Origin of the sequence: Nocardioides sp. NPDC006303, from assembly GCF_040613175.1 — a bacterium.
GTDB lineage: Bacteria > Actinomycetota > Actinomycetes > Propionibacteriales > Nocardioidaceae > Nocardioides.
The window spans coordinates 115558-135093 of record NZ_JBEXRR010000004.1; the positions used below are offsets into that span (position 1 = coordinate 115558).

The 19536-nt window shown below is 69.1% G+C and carries 17 protein-coding genes and 1 pseudogene; 4 read left to right on the forward strand and 14 right to left on the reverse strand.

The features are described from left to right. Nucleotides 1-21: 21 nt before the first annotated feature. Genes ABZY89_RS05150 through ABZY89_RS05165 form a run of 4 tightly spaced genes read right to left on the reverse strand, consistent with a single transcriptional unit; the run spans nt 22 to nt 3836 of the window. Nucleotides 22-909 (reverse strand): ABC transporter permease, encoded by an 888-nt coding sequence (locus ABZY89_RS05150; protein ID WP_355225179.1) that lies wholly within the window; start codon nt 907-909, stop codon nt 22-24. Beyond that, nucleotides 906-1868, reverse strand: a complete 963-nt coding sequence (locus ABZY89_RS05155; RefSeq protein WP_355225181.1) for an ABC transporter permease — start codon at nt 1866-1868, stop codon at nt 906-908. Before ABZY89_RS05155 ends, ABZY89_RS05150 begins: the two co-directional genes overlap by 4 nt. 4 nt (nt 1869-1872) lie before the next feature. After that, nucleotides 1873-2874 (reverse strand): ABC transporter ATP-binding protein, encoded by a 1002-nt coding sequence (locus tag ABZY89_RS05160; RefSeq protein ID WP_355225183.1) that lies wholly within the window; start codon nt 2872-2874, stop codon nt 1873-1875. Then, entirely contained in the window at nt 2871-3836 is a 966-nt protein-coding gene (locus ABZY89_RS05165; protein WP_355225185.1) for an ABC transporter ATP-binding protein, read from the reverse strand. The genes ABZY89_RS05160 and ABZY89_RS05165 overlap by 4 nt, the downstream gene beginning before the upstream one ends. 283 nt (nt 3837-4119) lie before the next feature. On the opposite strand from ABZY89_RS05165, the pseudogene ABZY89_RS05170 reads away from it, so the two are divergent. Further along, nucleotides 4120-5334, forward strand: a pseudogene (locus ABZY89_RS05170) (MFS transporter); the annotation flags it as partial. A gap of 219 nt (nt 5335-5553) precedes the next feature. Here ABZY89_RS05170 and ABZY89_RS05175 read toward each other — a convergent pair. The 3 genes from ABZY89_RS05175 to ABZY89_RS05185 all read right to left on the reverse strand — a co-directional run bounded on the left by ABZY89_RS05175 (nt 5554) and on the right by ABZY89_RS05185 (nt 8373). After that, on the reverse strand, nt 5554-6441 hold the full coding sequence (locus tag ABZY89_RS05175) for a bile acid:sodium symporter family protein (RefSeq protein WP_355225186.1): 888 nt from the start codon (nt 6439-6441) through the stop codon (nt 5554-5556). Nucleotides 6442-6624: 183 nt separating this feature from the next. Further along, nucleotides 6625-6960 (reverse strand): DUF1048 domain-containing protein, encoded by a 336-nt coding sequence (locus tag ABZY89_RS05180; RefSeq protein ID WP_355225188.1) that lies wholly within the window; start codon nt 6958-6960, stop codon nt 6625-6627. 117 nt (nt 6961-7077) lie between these two features. Then, nucleotides 7078-8373, reverse strand: coding sequence for a DUF222 domain-containing protein (locus ABZY89_RS05185; RefSeq protein ID WP_355225190.1), 1296 nt, complete (start codon nt 8371-8373; stop codon nt 7078-7080). Nucleotides 8374-8854: 481 nt separating this feature from the next. On the opposite strand from ABZY89_RS05185, the gene ABZY89_RS05190 reads away from it, so the two are divergent. Together ABZY89_RS05190 and ABZY89_RS05195 are read left to right on the forward strand one after the other, a co-directional pair. Then, a complete protein-coding gene (locus tag ABZY89_RS05190; protein ID WP_355225192.1) occupies nt 8855-9751 on the forward strand; it encodes a sulfite exporter TauE/SafE family protein in 897 nt (298 codons plus the stop codon). A 131-nt stretch (nt 9752-9882) separates the two neighbouring features. Further along, nucleotides 9883-10242, forward strand: coding sequence for a YciI family protein (locus tag ABZY89_RS05195; RefSeq protein WP_355225194.1), 360 nt, complete (start codon nt 9883-9885; stop codon nt 10240-10242). Nucleotides 10243-10257: 15 nt separating this feature from the next. Here ABZY89_RS05195 and ABZY89_RS05200 read toward each other — a convergent pair whose 3' ends face one another. The 7 genes from ABZY89_RS05200 to ABZY89_RS05230 are packed head-to-tail and all read right to left on the reverse strand — an operon-like array spanning nt 10258 to nt 18498. After that, nucleotides 10258-11865, reverse strand: coding sequence for an ABC transporter ATP-binding protein (locus tag ABZY89_RS05200; RefSeq protein ID WP_355225195.1), 1608 nt, complete (start codon nt 11863-11865; stop codon nt 10258-10260). Beyond that, nucleotides 11862-12998, reverse strand: a complete 1137-nt coding sequence (locus tag ABZY89_RS05205) for a serine hydrolase domain-containing protein (protein ID WP_355225197.1) — start codon at nt 12996-12998, stop codon at nt 11862-11864. The genes ABZY89_RS05200 and ABZY89_RS05205 overlap by 4 nt, the downstream gene beginning before the upstream one ends. Then, nucleotides 12995-14158, reverse strand: a complete 1164-nt coding sequence (locus ABZY89_RS05210; protein WP_355225199.1) for an anhydro-N-acetylmuramic acid kinase — start codon at nt 14156-14158, stop codon at nt 12995-12997. Before ABZY89_RS05210 ends, ABZY89_RS05205 begins: the two co-directional genes overlap by 4 nt. After that, entirely contained in the window at nt 14158-15075 is a 918-nt protein-coding gene (gene murQ, locus ABZY89_RS05215) for an N-acetylmuramic acid 6-phosphate etherase (protein ID WP_355225201.1), read from the reverse strand. Before murQ ends, ABZY89_RS05210 begins: the two co-directional genes overlap by 1 nt. After that, the gene (locus ABZY89_RS05220) at nt 15072-15956 is read right to left on the reverse strand and encodes an ABC transporter permease (RefSeq protein ID WP_355225202.1); all 885 of its coding nucleotides are present in this window, start codon (nt 15954-15956) and stop codon (nt 15072-15074) included. Before ABZY89_RS05220 ends, murQ begins: the two co-directional genes overlap by 4 nt. Next, nucleotides 15953-16969, reverse strand: a complete 1017-nt coding sequence (locus ABZY89_RS05225) for an ABC transporter permease (RefSeq protein WP_355225204.1) — start codon at nt 16967-16969, stop codon at nt 15953-15955. The genes ABZY89_RS05220 and ABZY89_RS05225 overlap by 4 nt, the downstream gene beginning before the upstream one ends. Beyond that, a complete protein-coding gene (locus ABZY89_RS05230) occupies nt 16948-18498 on the reverse strand; it encodes an ABC transporter substrate-binding protein (RefSeq protein ID WP_355225206.1) in 1551 nt (516 codons plus the stop codon). Before ABZY89_RS05230 ends, ABZY89_RS05225 begins: the two co-directional genes overlap by 22 nt. Nucleotides 18499-18650: 152 nt before the next feature. Between ABZY89_RS05230 and ABZY89_RS05235 the strand changes: the two genes are divergently transcribed. After that, nucleotides 18651-19529, forward strand: coding sequence for a MurR/RpiR family transcriptional regulator (locus ABZY89_RS05235; RefSeq protein WP_355225207.1), 879 nt, complete (start codon nt 18651-18653; stop codon nt 19527-19529). The last annotated feature ends 7 nt before the right edge of the window (nt 19530-19536 follow it).

Consider the following 19536-nt stretch of genomic DNA (forward strand, 5'->3'; position numbering starts at 1 on the left):
GACTCCTTGGGTGGGATGGGGCTAGCGGCGCTGTTTGGGGTCGAGGAAGTCGCGCATGGCGTCGCCGAGCAGGTTGAACGCCAGGACGGACACGGAGAGGATCAGGCCGGGGACGACGGTCATCCACGGGGCGATCTCGAGCTGGCTGCGGCCCTCGCTCAGCATCCGGCCCCACGAGGGTGTCGGTGGCGGGGTGCCGATGCCCAGGAAGCTGAGCGCGGACTCGGCGATGAGGATGACCGCGAAGAGCAGCGAGCCCATCACGAAGAGCGGGGCCATCAGGTTGGGCAGCCCATAGCGGAGCAGGATCCGCGGGGTGCCGCAGCCGACCGAGCGGGCGGCCTCGACGTACGGCTCCTCGCGGATGCGGAGCATCTCGCCGCGGGCGACGCGGTTGATCGACGGGATCACCAGCAGGCTGAGGGCGATCACGGTGTTGCGTACGCTCGGCCCGAGCAGGGCGGCCACGAACAGCAGCAGCACGATCGAGGGGATCGCCATCAGTGCGTCCATGATGCGCTGGAGCACGGAGTCGATCCAGGTGCCACCGAAGTAGCCCGACACGACACCGACGACCAGGCCGATCGCGCCGCCGAGAGCGAGCGTGGCGACCGCGATCAGCAGGGAGGTCCGGGCCCCGTAGAGCGACCGGCTCAAGACGTCCCGGCCGAGCTCGTCGGTGCCGGCGAGATGGCCGCCGACCCCCGGAGCGGTCAGGATGTTGACCCGGTCCTGGGCGAGCGGGTCGTACGGGGCGATCCAGGGTGCCAGCACGGCGACCACGACGAAGAGCGTGATCAGGAAGAGCGCGATGGCGCCGAGGGGTTGCTCCCTGGTGAACCGGACCAGACCGCTGCGGGATCGTGGTCGGCGGGCTGCGCGCGCGGTTCCGGAGATGGCGATGCTCATGCGGAGGCTCCTTCGTAACGGATCCGCGGGTCGATGACCGCGTAGAGCAGGTCGACCACGACGTTGACGAGGATGAAGATGGCGCCGTAGAAGATGACGCAGCCGAGGATGACCGGGTAGTCGCGCTGCCCGACCGCCTCGAAGATCAGCGATCCCATCCCCGGGATGGCGAAGATCCGTTCGAGGATGACGGTGCCGCCCAGGATGTGACCGACCTGCAGACCGAGCACGGTGAAGACCGGGATCAGCGAGCTGCGGCCGGCGTGCTTGAGGACGACGACGCGCTCGGACGCGCCGCGGGAGCGGATGGTCCGGATGAAGTTCGAGCCGAGCACCTCCAGCAGCGAGGAGCGCAGCATCCGGGCGATGCTCGCCATGGTCGCGGCGCCCAGGGCGATCGCCGGGAGCGCCATGTGGATGAGGTTCTGGCCGAGATCCTCGGTGGGGGAGGCGTACACCAGTGGTGGGGACCAGCCGAACCACAGGGCCAGGAAGGTGATCAGGAGGAGCGCCAGCCAGAAGTTCGGCAGCGACATGCCGATGACCGCCAGGAAGCGCATGACGTTGTCGACGACGCTGTGATGGCGGATCGCCGAGAGCATGCCGAACGGCACCCCGAGAAGGATCCCGAAGAGGATGGCCAGCAGACCGAGCTCGAGGGTGGCGGGAAGGCGCTCGAGGATCTTGGTCGTGACGGGCCGCTCGTCGTCGAACGAGTCGCCCAGATCGCCTTGGACCAGCCCGCCCACGAAGTGGCCGAACTGGGTCAGGATCGGCTCGTCCAGGCCGAGCTCGGCGGTGCGCTGGTCGATCTGGGCCTGGGTGACACCGGGCGCGTCGGCCAGCTGGAGCCGGACGGCGTCGCCGGGGATCAGTCGGATGATGAGGAAGACCAGAGTGGCGACCAGGGCGAGCACGAGCAGGCCGTAGGTCAGGCGTCGTCCGGCGTAGAGAAGCATGCGATCACCTCGCGGAAGTGGGGTCGAAGAGGTGGCAGGCGACGCTGCGGGCGTCGCTCGAGCTGCCGATGGTCAGCAGCTCCGGCTCGTCTCGGTCGCAGCCGTCGACGCTCTGGCTGCAGCGTGGGTGGAACCGGCAGCCCGACGGTGGCCGACGCGGGCTGGGGATCTCGCCGGCGAGCGGCGTACGCAGCTGGTGATGGGCATCGGGGGAGGGGATCGACGCCATCAGTGCCTGTGAGTAGGGATGTCTCGGCCGCTCGCTGATGTCGTCGGCGTGGGCCACCTCGGCGAGCTTGCCGAGGTACATCACGCAGACGCGGTCGGAGATGTAGCGCACCACGTTGAGGTCGTGCGCGATGAAGAGATAGGAGAGCCCGAGCTCGCGCTGGACCTCCTTGAGCAGGTTGAGCACCTGCGCCTGGACGGAGACGTCGAGTGCGCTGACCGCCTCGTCGCAGACGATGAGGTCGGGGTCGGTGGCGAGGGCCCGGGCGATCCCGATGCGCTGCGCCTGGCCGCCCGAGAACTGGTGGGGGTAGCGCTCGAGCGCGAACGAGGGGAGACCGACCAGGTCGAGCAGCTCCTTGGCGCGTTTGATCCGGCCCGCCCTGTCGCCCATGCCGTGGACCACCATCGGCTCGGTCAGCACCTGCGCGATGGTCATCCGGGGATTGAACGAGCTGAACGGGTCCTGGAAGACGAGCTGCATCCGCTTGCGGAGCTGCGTGAGCCTGCTCTTCGAGAGCGTGGCGATGTCTTGACCGTCGAAGGTGACCGAGCCGCTGGTCGGCTCGATCAGCCGGAGGATCAACCGCCCGAGCGTCGACTTGCCGGAGCCCGACTCACCGACCAGGCCGAGGGTCTCGCCGCGCTTGATGGTCAGGGAGACGCCGTCGACGGCGCGTACGGGTGGGCGGTTCGGGGTGAACAGGCCCTTGCCGTCGCCGAAGTGCTTGACGAGATCGTGTGCTTCGACGAGGGGAGCGGCGCCGGGGACGATCATCGGGCCACCTCCGCCATCGGCGCGAGGGCACCGCGCTCCTCGTCCGGACGCCAGCAGCGGACCTGTCGGCCGGCGACATCGCGCAGCGGCTGGGGCGCGTCGCACTCGGGGCCGGCCTCGGAGCAGCGGGTGACGAAGCGGCAGCCGCTGGGCATCTCGTTGAGGGCAGGCACGGCGCCCGGGATCGCCGGCATCTCCTCATCGCGCGGGGTGTCGCGCCGCGGGATCGCATCGAGCAGCGCCTGGGTGTAGGGGTGCTGTGGTCGGTCGAGGATCTCGTCGGCGGTGCCGGTCTCGACGACCTGCCCGGCGTAGAAGACGACCACCCGGTCGGCCATCTCGGCGACCACACCCATGTCGTGGGTGATCAGCATCAGCCCGACCCCGGTCCGGTCCTGGAGGTCGCGGATCAGCGCCAGGACCTGGGCCTCGACGGTGACGTCGAGGGCGGTGGTCGGCTCGTCGGCGATGAGCAGGCGCGGGTCGCAGGCCAGCGCACCGGCGATCATGACCCGCTGCCGCTGACCGCCCGAGAGCTGGTGGGGGTACGCCTTGAACTTGGTCTCGGGCTCGGGGATGCCGACGAGGTCCAGCAGCTCGACCGCGCGCTCGCGGGCCCTCCGCTTCGAGACGTCGTGGTGGATCCGGTAGGCCTCGACGAGCTGGTGCCCGATCGTGAAGAGGGGATCGAGAGAGGTCATCGGGTCCTGGAAGATCACCGAGATGTCCTTGCCCCGCACGGCGCGCATGTCGCGGTTGTCGGCTCCGGTGATGTCCCTGCCGTCCCAGGTGATCCGGCCGCCGCTGACCCGCCCGTTGCCCAGCAGGCCGAGCACGGCGAGCGCCGTGACGCTCTTGCCGGAGCCGGACTCACCGACGACGGCGACGGTCTCGCCCGCATCGATCCAGAGGTCGACGGCGTTGAGCGCCTCGACCGTGCCGCCCCCGGTCCGAAACTCCACGTGGAGGTCCTCGATGCGCAGAAGCGGCTCATTCGCGGACCCAGTTGGTGCTCTCATATCGGACCCTCCCGTTCGTGTCCGCGACCGGCTGTCGGTCGCCGATGTTGGTGGCTCAATCTAGAATCCCGCTCTAGGATGAGATTCATCATTGGGTCGCCAAACGAGTGTGTCAAGGGTCACAATCCGGATATCGGACTTTCTTCTCGCGACACCTCGTCCGGCGCAGGGTCGTGCCGTGGCGTACGACGCAGGTGGCGCCGTCTCGGACGGCGCAGGAGGTGGAATGAGCGAGTCCGAACCCACCGAAGTGACGGGTGCTGCGCGTTCCACCTTGATCGTGGTCTGCCTGGTCAGCGCGGTGATGGCGCTCAATGCGAGCTCTCTCAACGTCGCGCTGCCGACGCTGAGCCGGGAGTTCGAGGTGAGCTCGGCGGAGGGAAGCTGGCTCCTGCTCTCCTACATGGTCGCCAACACCGCCTGCCTGCTCCTCTTCGGCCGCCTCAGTGACGTCTGGGGACAGCGGAGCCTCTACCTGGGCGGGCTGGTCCTCTTCTCGCTCGCGAGCCTGCTGGCCGGCTTCGCTCCGAACGTCGAGGTGCTCATCGGGCTCCGGGTGGTCGCCGCCATCGGCGGCGCGGTGCTCATCGGCAACGGCGCCACCCTCATCCATCAAGCCTTTCCGCGCTCCTCCCTGGGAGGCGCTATGGGCCTGTACGCCGCCTCGTTCCCCACCGCCAACCTGGTCGGGCCGACGGTCGGCGGGCTGATCGTCGACCACGTCGGCTGGCAGTGGGTGTTCTGGTTCAACGTGCCGGTCTGCCTGATCGCGCTGGTTGCGGGACATGTGCTGCTGCCGCGCCCTGTGGTGGTCAAGCGCGCCGGCGGTCTCGACCTCCCCGGCAACCTGGTGATCATGGTCGGCGTGGTCATGCTGACCCTCGGGATCACGTCGCTGACCGACCTCGGGTGGCTGCATCCCCTGGTCATCGGATGCGTCCTCGGATCGGTCGTCCTGGTCCCGGTCCTGCTTTTCGTCGAACGGCGGGCGTCGGCGCCGGTGCTCGACATCACCGTCATGCGCCGCGTCGGGAAGCTCTTCCTTGCCGGCTTCTTCACGGGTGCCGGAAGGTTTCCGCTGATCGTGCTGGCCAGCCTCTACTTCCAGAGCGTCGTCGGCGTCGCCCCGGGGACGGCGGGGATGATGCTGCTCCCGATGCCGGTCGGGATGATCAGCGCCTCACTGACCCTCGGTTGGCTCTCTCGCCGCTGGACGCCGCATCAGATCATGTTCCGCGGATCGGTGGTGGGCACGTGCGGCGTCGCCCTGGTGGCGCTCGCGATCCATCTCGAGCTGACCTGGATGGTGATGGGGACGCTCGCGATCGTCGGCCTGGCGACGGGCCTGTTCATCGGCACCAACGCCACGGTCCTCCTGGAGCGCGCACCCGAGGACGCGCTGGGCGTCGTCAACGCGACGCGGCTGATGCTGCAGAACACCGGCAACGTGCTCAGCCTCGCCGTCGCCCTCACGCTCCTCGCCGTGATCCTGCCGCCCGGGCTCGGTGAGGCGGTGCTCGCCGCCAAGGTCCCGGCCGACGGCGTCGATGCGGTCAACGCGGCCTTCACGCTGGTCTGCCTGTTCCTGCTCGCCCTCGGCGCGGTCGGAGCCTGGTACTCGTTCCCGCGTCGAGGCGATGCCGAGGATGCGATGCGCGGGTCAGGTGGTGACGTCGTGCGGCGCGGCGGGCCGCGCCACTCGCGAACGGGTGATGAGGAAGCCGAAGGCGGTGGCGAGGACGTACATCACGATGCTGTAGACCGCGGCCGGGATCGCGACGGTGGTGTTGTCGAGCACGCTGAGCGCGATGGTGAGGGCCACGGTGGTGTTGTGGATCCCGACCTCCATCGAGGTGGCGATCGCCTGCGCCTGGCCGAGCTTGAACACCCGAGCGCCGAGGTAGCCGAGGCAGAGGCTCGCGCAGCAGAACAGCGTCACGACCACGCCGATCTCGCGGAGGTAGTCGGCGATGTTCTCCCGCTCCCCGAGGATCGCGCCGACGGAGACCATGACAAGCACGACGATCGAGAAGATCCGCACCGGACGATCCGCGCGTGCGGCGAACGTCGCTGACCGGCTCCGCACCAGCATCCCGATGCCGACCGGAACCAGCACGATCGCGATGACCTGGAGGACCTTGCCGAACTGCAGCCCCAGGGTGTCGCCGGCGTCGAAGTAGCTGATCGCGGCGTTGGTGATCAACGGGATCGAGACCGCCGCGAGCACCGAGTTGACCGCCGTCAGCGTCACGTTGAGCGCGACGTCGCCGTGGAACAGGTGGCTGAACAGGTTCGCCGTCGTCCCGCCCGGCGACGCGGCCAGCAGCATGACCCCCACAGCGATCAGCGGATCCACGTCCGCGGCCACGACGAGTCCGAACGCGATCATCGGCAGAACCACGATCTGGAGCGTGAGCGCGACGAAGACGGCTCGCGGGGTGCGTACGACCCGACGGAAGTCTCCCGGGGTCAGGCTCAGGCCCAGGCCGAACATGATGATGGCCAAGGCGATGGGGAGGCCGACCGAGAGTAGGGCCGAGTCGTTCACTGTGTTCCTCCAGCATGCGGGGCCGCCACCACGGACGGCCCGAAGAGACGTGCGTCACAGTGGACCATGCGGAAGAGGCGAACCACAGTCTTATCCCGACATTTCGACCCGCGAAGTACGTATCCCCTGCCGCGAGCTGCCTTCTCGGCTCGCGACAGGGGACGTGGGGGAGCATCGCCGGGCTCATGCGAGCTTCTGGGCGACCTCGTTGAGGTTGGCGCGGAGCTTGGCGCGGTAGGCGTCGTGCTGCTCGGGCAGCCGTGCGTCGCAGAAGGCAGCCAGGTCAGTCCCGGTGACCTCGATGACCGAACGCCCCGCCGCGGCCTCGGTCTCGAACAGGTCGAGGATCTCGCGGAGGATGGCGACGATGTCCATGCCATCGCCGGCGGTGAAGCGCCACATGTAGCTCTTCATCTCGCCATAGACGGTGCGGTAGTCGGCGGGCAGTTCGGCGGCACGGGCTTCCATGCGCTTCCAGTCCTTCTTGTCACCGACGAGGCGGCTGAGCAGGTTGTTCATGGTGGTGCTCCTTTGGATCGGTTGGTGGCTCCTGTTTGGGGCCGTGAAAGAAGCGTGCAGCCCTGACGTAGCGTCAAGGTCAAGCACCGATCCGAAGTAAGTTCTCGAGCCCGGGCCTCAGGCTGCGAGGGTGTGTTCAAGGAGTACGTCGCGTAGCCCGAACTCGGCTCGAGACCAGGTTGGTGGCTCCGGTGACCAGGTGTCGGGTGGCGGGCTGACATACGTATGGCCCGTGGGTGTGATGGTGATGATGGTGCCGTCGGGTCCGGGTCTGGTCTGCCAGCCGAGCGCCTCTTTGGCTTGATTGCACCTCTCACACAGACCTTGCAGGTTCTCGGATCTCGTCGCGCCCCCGTCTGCGTGGCGTTGGACGTGGTCGATGTTGCGGATCGGGGCGTCACAGCCGTTGGTGCGGCAGATCCCGCCGTCACGGGTGGTGATGAACTCGGCCAGCCCGTCGGGTGCCTTCCTGGAGCGGGACTCCATCGCGACCAGCTGCCCGGCGGGATCGGTGAGCAGGCGCCGGACGAAGACCTCGGCATCGTCAAGTGCTTCTCGGGCCCAGGCGGCGGGGACGGGGCCGTAGCCTTCCACCATGGCGGGTTGATCGGCGTCGCTGGTGAGGGAGTCTGCGGTCATCACGATCTTGACCTCGATGCGAGGCTTGGCGCCGGTGGTGCTGCGGCCGGTGATCCGGTCGACGAGGGTGTCGGCCATGACCTGACCCCGGCTGCGTTCATCGCCGGCTGCGTGGGCAGCCTTGGCCGCCTGGTCCAGGGCGGCGAAGACCGCGACGCCGTCCTTGACCGGGAGCAGGGCACCCAACCACGTCATCGTGTCCGGGGCAGGGCGGAGGCTGACGCGGCGGTCTTTCACGGCGTTGGCGGCGCGGGCGACGACGGATGCTTGGTCGAGGGTGATGGCGAGTTTCTTGGCTGCGTTCTCGAGCTGTCGTAGCCCCATCGACACCGCACGAGCGGGCTCGCCGCCAGGGCCAGTGGCGCAGAGCTCGTGGTCGATGACCCGGCGGTCCTCCAACGACAAGCATGCGGTCTCGCGGGCGAGGATGGTGGCCTGCCATTGGGAGAACCGACCCGCCTTCATCAGCGCGAAGGTGTGGGGCATCTCGGTGGTCAGGATCTTCGCCAGTCCGAGCAGCTTGGCGCCCTTCTCGGGCGAGACCCGCCGCGCGAGAGCGATCTGGGAGGCGACCCCTTCGCCGAGCTTGCGGGCAGGTACCCCGGCCTCGGATTGGCGTGCCCGGACGGCTTCGTCGAGTCGTACTGCCGCTTCGGCTTGGACCGCCTCGGCGGTGCACTTGATCTCTTCGAGACGGCCGATCCAGTCGACCAGTTCAGCCTCGGACGCGCCCGGAGGCGGTCCAGCGAGGAGGTGGTCGATGGTCTCGTACATAGGCATTATTATATGCGCACGATCATCGCAGCGCGACCTATTTAAGCAGGTCAGACCCAAGTTACGCAGTCAGCGAACAAGCAACGTAACTCCGCGCCACTCCCTCGCCGCCGCCCCGATACAGGCGAAATCTTTCTCGATCGGGTGCCGAGTCAAGGACCGCGAAGCGGCCGGCGAAGCCGGCGGGCGAAGCCCGTCCTTGACGCGGCGCACGATCGAGAAACACTCAAAGCAAGGGTCGGCGGCGAACCTCGAAACGAAGAACAGTCGCCCAGCGAGCTCTCCCGGGGAAGAGAACCGTGTTGGTCTCGACACGCCTCCGCCTAGCGGCTCCGGCGGCTCGACCAGCGTGTAAGGCGGCTCGACCAGCGGGCAGAGGCCGTCCGCCCATCGAAACGCCTCAGCGCCCCGATCCAACTATGTGTAGTAAATAGCGTTACATTACTACCTCGACATTTTCGATCGCACAGAGGAGGTCCGCATGGAGCGGCTCATCATTTTCGCGCTCGTCGGTCTCGCGGCCCAGGCGGTCGACGGGTCGCTGGGCATGGCGTACGGCGTCACCTCGAGCACCCTGCTGGTCGCCACCGGCGTCGCGCCTGCGGTGGCCTCGGCGTCGGTGCACCTGGCTGAGGTCGGCACGACGTTCGTCTCGGGAGTTTCGCACTGGCGGCTCGGCAACGTCGACTGGAAGGTCGTGGCCAAGATCGCGATCCCGGGCGGCATCGGCGCCTTCGCCGGCGCGACCGTCCTCTCCAGCATCTCCACCGAGAGCGCCACGCCCTGGGTGGCAGGCCTCCTCCTGGTCCTGGGCATCTACATCATCGCCCGCTTCGTCTTCGGCAAGCCGCCGGTCTTCATCCCCGGCCGGCGCCCCGGGCTCGGTCTGCTCGCGCCGCTGGGTCTCTTCGGTGGCTTCATCGACGCCACCGGTGGCGGCGGCTGGGGTCCGGTGACCACGCCGACCCTGATCTCCAGCGGCACCCTGCACCCGCGCAAGGTGATCGGCTCGGTCTCCACCGCCGAGTTCGTGACGACCCTCTCAGCGAGCGTCGGGTTCCTCATCGGTCTAGCTGGAGAGGCGCTCGACTGGCGGGTCATCGCCGGTCTTCTCATCGGTGGCGTGATCGCAGCTCCGTTCGCTGCCTACCTCGTCAAGCACCTTTCGCTGCCGGTCCTCGGCGGCCTGGTCGGCAGCATCATCCTGGTCACCAACGGACGTACGCTGCTGCGCAACTTCGAGGCCGAGTCGGTGGCCGCGTACGGCCTGCTCTTCGCCGTTGCCGCTGTCATCGTCGCCATCGCGGTGCGCAAGGCCGGCGGCAAGATCGCCCCGGCGCAGGAGCCGGCGCCCGAGTCCGAGGCCGCCAACGCCTGAGGGCCGGCATGTCGGCGGCCTCACGGCCGGTGGAAAGTTCTTCCGATGTCCATGTCGAAGGAGAACGATGTGGTTCGACGCACAGGTGTCGGCCACCGAGAAGCGGTTGGCCCCGAACTGAGGAGCACATCATGCCGCGTTTCATGGGTTTCGTGAGGATGGAAGAGGGAATCGGCCCGGCGCCGGAGGCCCTGTACAAGGCGATGGACGACTACATCGGCGAGCAGGCGGCGGCTGGACACTTTCTCGACGGGGGAGGTCTCTTCGGCAGCGAGGACGCGGTGAACTTCCTGGTGGAGAAGGGCGAGGTCACCCGGGTCGACGGTCCGTACGCCGAGGCCAAGGAGGTCGTCGGCGGCTGGGCGCTGACGCGCTACGACACCCTCGAGGAGGCGATCGCCGGGCAGCGCGAGTTCGCGCAGCTGCACGCGACGTACTGGCCGGATTGCAAGATCGTCGCCACCCTGCGCCAGATCTCCGAGGCGGACTAGAGCCCGCCGCTGGCGTTAGGAAGCCTGCTGGCGGGGCCGCGGTACGGCGGCGACGAGCTGCTGGGTGTAGGGATCCTGTGGGGAGTGGAAGACGGCGGCTGGATCGCCGCTCTCGACGATCTTGCCGGCCCGCATGACGTAGACATGGTGGGCGACGAGCTGGACGACCGCGAGGTCGTGGCTGATGAAGAGGTAGGAGAGGCCCTGGTCCCGCTGCAGGCCGACCATCAGGTCGAGGATCTGCTCCTGGACGAGCACGTCGAGGGCGCTGACGGCCTCGTCCATGACGACGAGCTCGGGATCGAGCGCGAGGGCACGGGCGATCGCGACGCGTTGGCGTTGGCCGCCGGAGAGCTCGTGGGGTCGGCGGTCTGCGTACGCCGCGGGCAGGGCAACCCTGTCGAGCAGCGCCTCCACAGCCTTGCGGCGAGTGGTGGCGTCGCCGACGCCGTGGACGCGGAGGGGTTCGGAGATGACCTGAGCGATCGTGTAGCGCGGGTCGAGGGAGGCGTACGGGTTCTGGAAGACCGGCTGGATGGCGCGCCGATAGGCGAGGAGGTCCTTGCCGCGCACGCCGGCCAGGTCGGTGCCGCGGTAGCGGATGGTGCCGGCGTCGGCCCGTTCGAGGCGAAGCGCGAGCCGGGCGGCGGTGGACTTGCCGGATCCGGACTCGCCGACGATGGCGACCGTACGTCCCTTGGGGATGGTCAGGTCGATCCCGTCGACGGCGCGGAGCTGCTCGCGTTGCCCACGGATCCGGTAGCGGCGTACGGCACCGGACACCTCCAGAAGGGTCTCGGGATCCTCGGCGGTGGTCGACGGGGTGACCTTGACCTCGGACATCGCGGGCGCGGCGGCCAGCAACCGCTGGGTGTACTCGTGCTGGGGCGAAGCGATGATCGCGGCCGCGTCACCGCTCTCGACGATCCGGCCGCGATGCATGACGATGACGCGGTCGGCGCGCTCAGCCGCCAGGGCGAGATCGTGGGTGATGAGGAGCACGCCGGTGCCGAGCTCGTTGGTGAGCGTGGCCATCTGGTCGAGGACGCGGCGCTGCACGGTGACATCGAGCGCAGAGGTCGGCTCGTCGGCGAGCAGAACCTCGGGGCGGCAGGCGAGCGCCATCGCGATGAGCACACGTTGCCGCATTCCGCCGGAGAACTCGTGTGGATACTGCCGGTAGCGGGCGGCGGGGCGGTCGATACCGGCCTGGCCGAGCAGGTCGATGGCGCGTTCGCGGGCCTTGCGCCCGGACGCCAGACCGTGGACCTCCAGCGCCTCGGTGATCTGCGCGCCGACGGTCATCACGGGGTTGAGGTTGGTCATCGGGTCCTGCGGCACCAGGCCGATGCGTCGGCCACGGATCTCGGTCATCGTCGACTCTGGCGCTCGGGTGATGTCATGGTCGCCGAGGGCGATCGTGCCGGCGGTGATCCGGCCGTTGTCCGCGAGGAGCCGATTGACACAGGAGGCGAGCGTGGACTTGCCGGACCCGGACTCGCCGACGACGGCGACGGTCTCTCCGGCCGCGAGGTCGAGGGAGATGTCGTCCAGTGCCTGAACCGGTCCTTGGCTGGTGTCGAAGGTGACCGATAGGCCGCGTACGGACAGGACGGGGGTCATCGGTCCTCCTGGAGGCCGGCCGCGTCGAGCAGCACCGAGATGATCTCGGTGCCGGGCACGACGTCGGGGAGCCGGGTGGGGTTGTGGTCGAGCGGGCCGAGCGGGCCGTGCAGCCGGGTCGCGCCGCCGGCGACGACGACACCGGTGTCGGGCGCGATGGCGAGGTACGTGCCGGTGAAGCCGGGATGCTGCAGGTAGCTGACCCCGCCGGCGCGGCCGAGGAAGCCGCCCAGCGCCTGCTCGGGATGCTCCGGGTGTGGTGTCGCGAAGCGGTCGACCACCTCGCGTGGCACGAAGGTCCCCTCGCACAGAGCCGTCCCGTACGTCAGCAGGTCATCGATGGTGGCGAACAGTCCGGCGTGCCCGGCGACGCCGTCGAGGGCGTGGGCGGTGTTGCCGTCGTTGACCTCTCCCTGGAGATGATGGTCGCGCCATCCGGAGAAACGAGCCGGACGGATGCCGACGGGGTGCGGCTCGTCGGTGGCGAGCATCGCGTACTCGTAGGCGTCGCTGTCCGCGCTGGTGGCGGCGCGATTCGGGGCGACCGGGCCATAGCGTGCGGAGAGTCCCAGAGGGGTGGCCACCAGCTGGCCGTACGCCTCGTCCAACCGGAGCGTCGTGGCCTGCTCGATCACCGCGCCGAGCAGGATCATGCCGAGGTCGGAGTAGATCCAACCGACGCCGGGCTCGTAGGCCAGCGGGAGCTGCTCGACGAGCTGGATCGCCTCGCTTCGGCTGCCGTCGGCCACGGCGTAGAGGGGCCACCACGGTCGCAGGCCGGCGGTGTGGGTCAGCAGCTGTTCGATGGTGACGCCGTCCTTCCCCGCACCGCGGAAGGCGGGCAGGTGACGGCGTACCGGGTCGCCCAGCCGCAGATCATCGGAGGCGACCAGCCGCATCGTGATCGCTGTGGTCGCGGCTAGCTTGGTGACCGAGGCGAGGTCGAGCATGTGGTCGGGCCGCATCGGCACCCCGGGATCGTCGGTCGAGGGCAGACGTGCCCAGCCGGCGGCCACGACCTCGGATCCATTCGGCGTGCGGAGCCCGAGAATCCCGCCGGCCGGGTGGTTGCCGTCGCCGCCGATGGTCAGCAGGCGGTCGGCGTACGCCTGGAGGGGTTGGCGGCCGTTCATCGTTCGAACACCAGCGTCTCGGGCCAGGCACCGATCGGGGGAGGGAGTGCGCTCGCGGGGATGATCTGGCCGAGGACGCGGGGGCCGATCGCTCCGGTGCAGGTGGGCACGTTGCCGGGGAGCCCGTGGACGCTCGCCCATCCGATGAGGGCGAAGGCGATCGCCTCCTTGGTGTCGGACGGGACGCCGAGAGCGTCGCTGGTGATGACCCGCACGCCGGGGAGGAGATCGCCGAGCCGTCGCATCAGAACCGGGTTCCGTACGCCGCCACCCGAAGCGACCAGCACCTCGACGCCGGCCCGGGCGACCGCCTGGGACACGGAGACCGCGGTGAGCTCGGTCAGGGTCGCGACCAGGTCGGGAAGCGAGGGCATCAGGCCGGTCCGCGCGAGCCCGGCCCGGACGTAGTCGAGGTTGAACAACTCCTTGCCGGTGCTCTTCGGAGCCGGCTTCCCGAAGAATGGCGAGTCGAGCAGGTCGGCGAGCAGCACCGGGACCACGATGCCGGCGGCGGCCAGCTCGCCGTCGCGGTCGAAGCTGGCCGCTCCGGGCGCGTCGGTGACCACGGCGTCGATGAGGGCGTTGGCAGGCCCGATGTCCCACGCGACAGGATCCGCGGCTGATCGGCACACGGTGATGTTGGCGATACCGCCGAGGTTGAGCGCGGCTGCGACGGTCCCGTCCTCGGCCAGCGGCGCCAGCATCCGGACGTCCAGCAGGGGCACCAACGGTGCGCCCTGCCCGCCGGCGGCGATGTCGGCGGAGCGTACGTCCGAGACGACCGTGGCACCGGTCGCCTCGGCGATCCAGGCGGGCTGCCCGATCTGAAGCGTGCCGAGCGCACGGTCGCCCTCGACCCAGTGGAAGACGGTCTGACCGTGCGTGCAGACGACGTCGACCGTGCCGGCCTCCTCGACGGCCTGCCTCGCGGCAGCGGCGAAGGCCTGCCCGATCCGCGTGTCGAGCTCGCACACGACGTCGAAACCGACCGGCGCGGGGGGCAGGGCCTCGATGAGCCGCTCTCGTAGATCCGGCGGGTAGGGCACCGAGCTGTGGTGGACGATCCGTGCGCGCAGCACGTCTGCGTCGATGTCGAAGTCGACGACCGCGACGTCGATCCCGTCGTGGGAGGTCCCGGAGATCATGCCGAGCACGCGCATCAGCCACGCTCCTCGATGACGGTCCGCAGCCGGCCAGCGGCCAGCTCGAGCGCCTGTGACGCCTCAGCGGGGGAGAGGCCAGTGAGGATCGTCGCGATGGCCAGCTTGGCATGCCAGCCGGACTCGTCGAGTGCCCGGACCGCAGTCGCGTCGTCGGCTCCGGTGGCCTCGGTGACCATCCTGACCGCGCGGTGCCGAAGCTTGGCGTTGTTGGCTCTCATGTCGATCATCAGCGACCCGTACGTCTTCCCGAGCTGCACCATGGTGGCGGTGGAGATCATGTTGAGCACCATCTTGGTGGCGGTGCCGGCGCCGAGCCTGGTCGACCCGGAGACGACCTCGGGGCCGACCGGCACCTCGATGCCGTGGGTGGCGATGCGTGCCAGTGGTGTGCCGAGATTGCAGGCGAGCCCGACGGTGAGCGCACCGTTGTCGGCAGCGTGCGCGAGGGCGCCGAGGACATAGGGCGTACGTCCGCTCGAGGCGATGCCCACGACCGTGTCGAGCGGTCCGACGCCGAGAGCGGCCAAGTCGGCCGCACCGGCCTCGTCATCGTCCTCGATCCCTTCGGCCGCGCTGAGGAGCGCCGCCGGGCCGCCGGCGATGACGCCGACGACGACATCGTCGAGCCCGAAGGTGGGCGGCACCTCCGAGGCGTCGAGCACCCCGAGCCGGCCCGAGGTGCCCGCACCGACGTAGATCAGCCGCCCGCCGTCCCGCATCCGGGCGGTCGCCGCGGTGACTGCCGCCGCGATCGAGGGCAGCGCGGTGCGTACGGCGGCCGCGATCGTCGCGTCGCGCTCGTTCATCAACGCGACCAGGTCGGTGACCGGAAGTTGGTCGATCTCCGGTCCGCCTGGTGGGCTCGACGCCTCGGTGGTGAGCGCGTCGAGCATCGACTCGTCCTCTGGATTCACTTGCTGCCTCCTCGTGGGTCGAGCGCGGCCCGGAGTCCGTCGCCGAGCAGGTTCAGCCCGACCACGGCGAGGATCAGCGCGGCGCCGGGGGCGTACAGCATCCACGGAGCGACGCTGGTCAGCGTCTGCGCCTCGTAGATCATGCCGCCGAGCGACGCTGCCGGGGGAGGGGTGCCGAAGCCGAGGAAGCTGAGCGCCGCCTCGGTGAGGATCGCCCACGACAGCGACAGAGTGACCTGAACGACCAGGATGCCGAGGATGTTCGGGAGCACGTGCACGAAGAGGGTGGAGAGCCGAGTGCGGCCGACGGCCGTAGCGGCGAGCACGTACTCGGCGTGGCGCAGCGTCAGGACGGGGCCGCGGGCGACCCGCGCGAAGATCGGCAGGTAGACCACGGCGATCGCGATCGCCACCGTCAGCCAGCTGCGTCGCAGAGTGGCGGCGAGGGCGAGGGCGAGCAGCAGCGAGGGGAAGGCGAACAGCACGTTGGTGATCACGCCGACAGCCCGGTCGAGGATTCCTTGGTAGTAGCCGGCCAGGATCCCGAGCAGCACCCCGCCGAGCGCCGCCACGGTCACCGAGACGATCGCGACCCGCAGGGAGTTGGCCAGGCCGGAGCAGACCCGCGCGAAGATGTCGCGGCCGAACTGGTCGGTGCCGAACCAGTGGCTCCCGCTCGGAGCCTGAAGGGCATCGGGCACGTTCTGGGCGGCCGGATCCGGTCCGACCCCGACCGCGGCGAGGAGCGCGAGCGTCGTCACGATCGTCATCAGGACGAGGCCGACGATCCCGCCCGGCGTACGAAATGCCTGCCGCCACCGGCCGGAGGCCCGAGTCGTGGGGACCTCAGGCACCTCATGCATGTCTGCTGCCGCACTCATTGAACTCGCACTCTCGGGTCGACCAGCCGGTAGATGACGTCGGTGAGGAGGTTGACCAGGACGAACATCACCGCGATCACCAGCACCGTCGACTGGACCACGGCGTACTCCTTCTGCTCGAGGCCGAGCAGCACCTGGCGCCCGATGCCGGGGATCGCGAAGATCTGCTCGACCACCAGTGCCCCGCCGAGGAGGAAGCCGAACTGCAGACCGCTCATCGTCACCACCGGGATCAGGGCGTTGCGGAGGATGTGTCGCACCTGGAGCCGCCGGGCCGGTACGCCTTTGGCGCGGGCGGTCCGGATGAAGTCCTCCGAACGGACGGTGAGGATCGCGGCGCGTGTCGTCTGCAGGATCGGCGGGGCGATGCTGATCCCGAGGACGAGCGCAGGCAGCAGCATCTGCTGCAGGTTGAGAACCGGGTCCTCGCTGAGCGTGCGGTAGCCCTCGCCGTTGGGATACCAGCCGATCGTGTTCACCAGCCAGCTCGACACCGCGGCGGCGAGCAGGAACGACGGCACCGACAGTGCGACCAGGCTGGTCAACTGACTGATCTGGTCGCGCGCACGTCCGGGGCGGCTCGCTGCCAGCATTCCGCCGGGTACGCCGAGGACGAGGCCGATCCCGATGGCGAGCACGGCCAGCTCGATGGTGTTCGGCAGCGACTGGGCGGTCATCGACAGCACGCTCAGGTGTGAGGTCGCCGAGACGCCGAGGTTGCCGGTGAGGACACCGCCGAGCCAGCCCAGGTACTGGGACAGGAGCGGCTCGTTGAGACCATAGTAGGCCTCCAGCGCCTGCAGCTGCTCCGGGGAGAGGTCACCTGCAGCCGTGCCGTACGCCGCGGTGATCTGGTCCCCTGGGACCACCCGCAGCAGCACGAAGGTGAGTATCGAGACCCCGACGAGCGTCACCGCCGCCTCCCCTGCACGCCGTGCCACCGGGTGGCGCCCGAGAGCGCCGGCCCGGTGAGTCAGGCTCGATACGGCGCTCAGGAGACCGACGCCTTCCACAGCGTCGCGATCGAGGCGTCAGTGCGCGCCTCCAGGTCCTTGACGCGCTTGTTGGTCACGACGTACATCTCCGGGGTGAACAGCCACACCCAGGCCGCTTGGTCGACCAGCTGCTGGGAGATCTCCGCGTAGATCGGCTTGCGGGCAGCGGTGTCGGTCGTGGCGATGCCCTCGGCGAAGAGCTTGTCGAGCTCCGGCGAGCTGTAGCCGGCGACCTTGTTGAAGCTGCCCGCCTTGGTGAAGTAGCGGCCGTACATCGTGTTGGGGTCCGAGCTGCCGCCGTTCATCGCGATCGCGGCATCGAAGTCGGCCGCCAGCCAACGCTCGACGTAGGCGTTGGAGTCCAGCGCCTCGACCTCGACCTTGATCCCGACCTTGCCGAGCTGTGCCTGGAGGTTCTGCGCCTCGTCCACCGCGGTGGAGTAGAGACCTTGGGAGGTCATCAGGTTCAGTGTGAACCCGTCCGGCTTGCCCGCCTTGGCGAGGTAGTCCTTCGCCTTGTCGAGGTCCTGCTCGGGGCACGGCTGTGCCTCCGGGTCGGAGCGGTACTCAGGCGAGGTGATCGGTCCGCTCGGCTTCCCCGATCCCAGAGCTGCGGAGTCGATCACGTCCTGGCGGGAGATGGCGCACTGGATCGCGAGCCGGGCGTTGGGGTCCGACAGCGTCGGTGAGGTCGCCCGCAGCTGCAGCACGTGGTACGACAGCGAGTCCACCGTCATGCTCGTGGTCTCGGCCGAGGTCGCGGTCTTCGCGGTCACCGGGTTGTCGAAGATCGCCACGTCCACCGAGCCGGTCTTCAGCGAGGACACCATCGACTGCTCGTCGGGGATGACACGGAACTCGACCGTGGCCGCGCCGGGTTCGCCCGCGAAGTAGTCGGCGTTGCGCGTGAGCGTGATCGACTCGTTCGGGGTGCGGCTCTTGAACTGGTAGGGCCCCGAACCGACGGGCTTGGACTCCAGGGCCTTCGGGTCCACGTCGGACGGGACGATCGCGGTGTTCACCCCGGTGAGTCCGGAGACGAACGAGGCGTCGGGCTGCTTCAGGGTGACCACGACCGTCTGTGGGTCAGGTGCCTCGATAGCGGCCACCGAAGCGAAGTACGACGCCGAGCTCGCGCTCGAGGCGGGGTCGATGATCTTCTCGTAGGTGTACTTCACATCGGCGGAGTCGAGGGCGGACCCGTCCCCGAAGGTGACGCCGTCCTGGATGGTGAACGTGTAGGTCTTCCCGTCCTCCGAGATCTCCGGCAGCTCCGCGAGCCCGGCCTCCGGGACGCCGTCGGCGTCGGTGTTGAGCAGGGGGCTGTAGATCTGCGACAGGACCTGGATCGACTGGGTCGAGGTCGCGGTCCAGGGGACCATCTGTGCCGGGTCGGCAGAGATCCCGAAGACGAGGGTGCCGTTGGCGTCAGCGGTCTCTTCGCCGCCGCTGCCGCAGCCGGCGAGGCCGGCTGCGAGCAGGCTGGCCGCGAGGGCGGTGGCGACCGTTGCGTGGGTGCGTTGTCCGTGTCGTCGCTGCGTGCTCACGGATCCTCCTAGGGTGGGGCCACGAGGTCGGGCTCTTGCCTGCAGTGGCGTGGGCCCGCGGATCTCACGACCATATGACAAAATGTTTCCGCTGTGACCCGTGCAAGGTCAATTATTGACAACTTGTTGTGGTCGAGCCGAACGAGGAGACGATGAGCGAAGACATCCTGGTGCGCCTGCGGCAGGCCCTGCCCGGGCTACGGCCGAGCGAGCGCCGCCTTGCAGAGGCGGCCCTGGCGGATCCGGGCGCGATCGCCGCGCTGACCATCACCGAGCTCGCCAGTCGGCACGAGTCCTCGACCGCCACCGTCACCAGGCTGTGTCGCAGCCTGGGGTTCACCGGCTACTCGGCGTTCCGGCTGGCACTGGCTCGGGCCGGCGCGAACGAGGCCGGCCGCCGGATCGAGTTCGGCGTCTCCGAAGGAGACATCGACCCGGCCGACACGACGCGGGACGTCGTACGCAAGCTCGCCTATCAGGAGGCGCGAGCCATCGAGGAGACCGCTGACAGGCTCGACATCGACGAGCTCGACCGGGTCGTCGAGGCGATCGCGACCGCCTCGGTCGTCGACGCCTACGGATCGGCCTCCAGCGGCCTGGCCGCGCAGGACCTCCAGCAGAAGCTGCGTCGTATCGGCTACCAGGTCAACGCCTGGGCCGACGCCCACCTCGCCCTCACCAGCGCCGCGGTGCTCCCGGCCGATGCCGTGGCCATCGCGTTCTCCCACTCCGGGGAGACCGAGGAGGCGATCTCCGCACTGCGCACCGCCGCCGGGCGGGGTGCCTTCACCGTCGCCGTCACCAACTTCCCCGACTCCCCGTTGGCCGAGCTCGCCGACGCCACACTCGCCACCGTCTCCCGCGAGACCCGGTTCCGCTACGGCGCGATGTCCAGTCGGATGGCCCAGCTCGTGATCGTCGACGCGATCTTCCTCGGCGTCGCCCGCGAGAATCCGGAAGATGTCACGGCCGCGCTCGAGGCGACCCTGGACGCGGTTGCTGTCCGGCGCATCCACCCACCCAGAGGCTGAGCCTCCG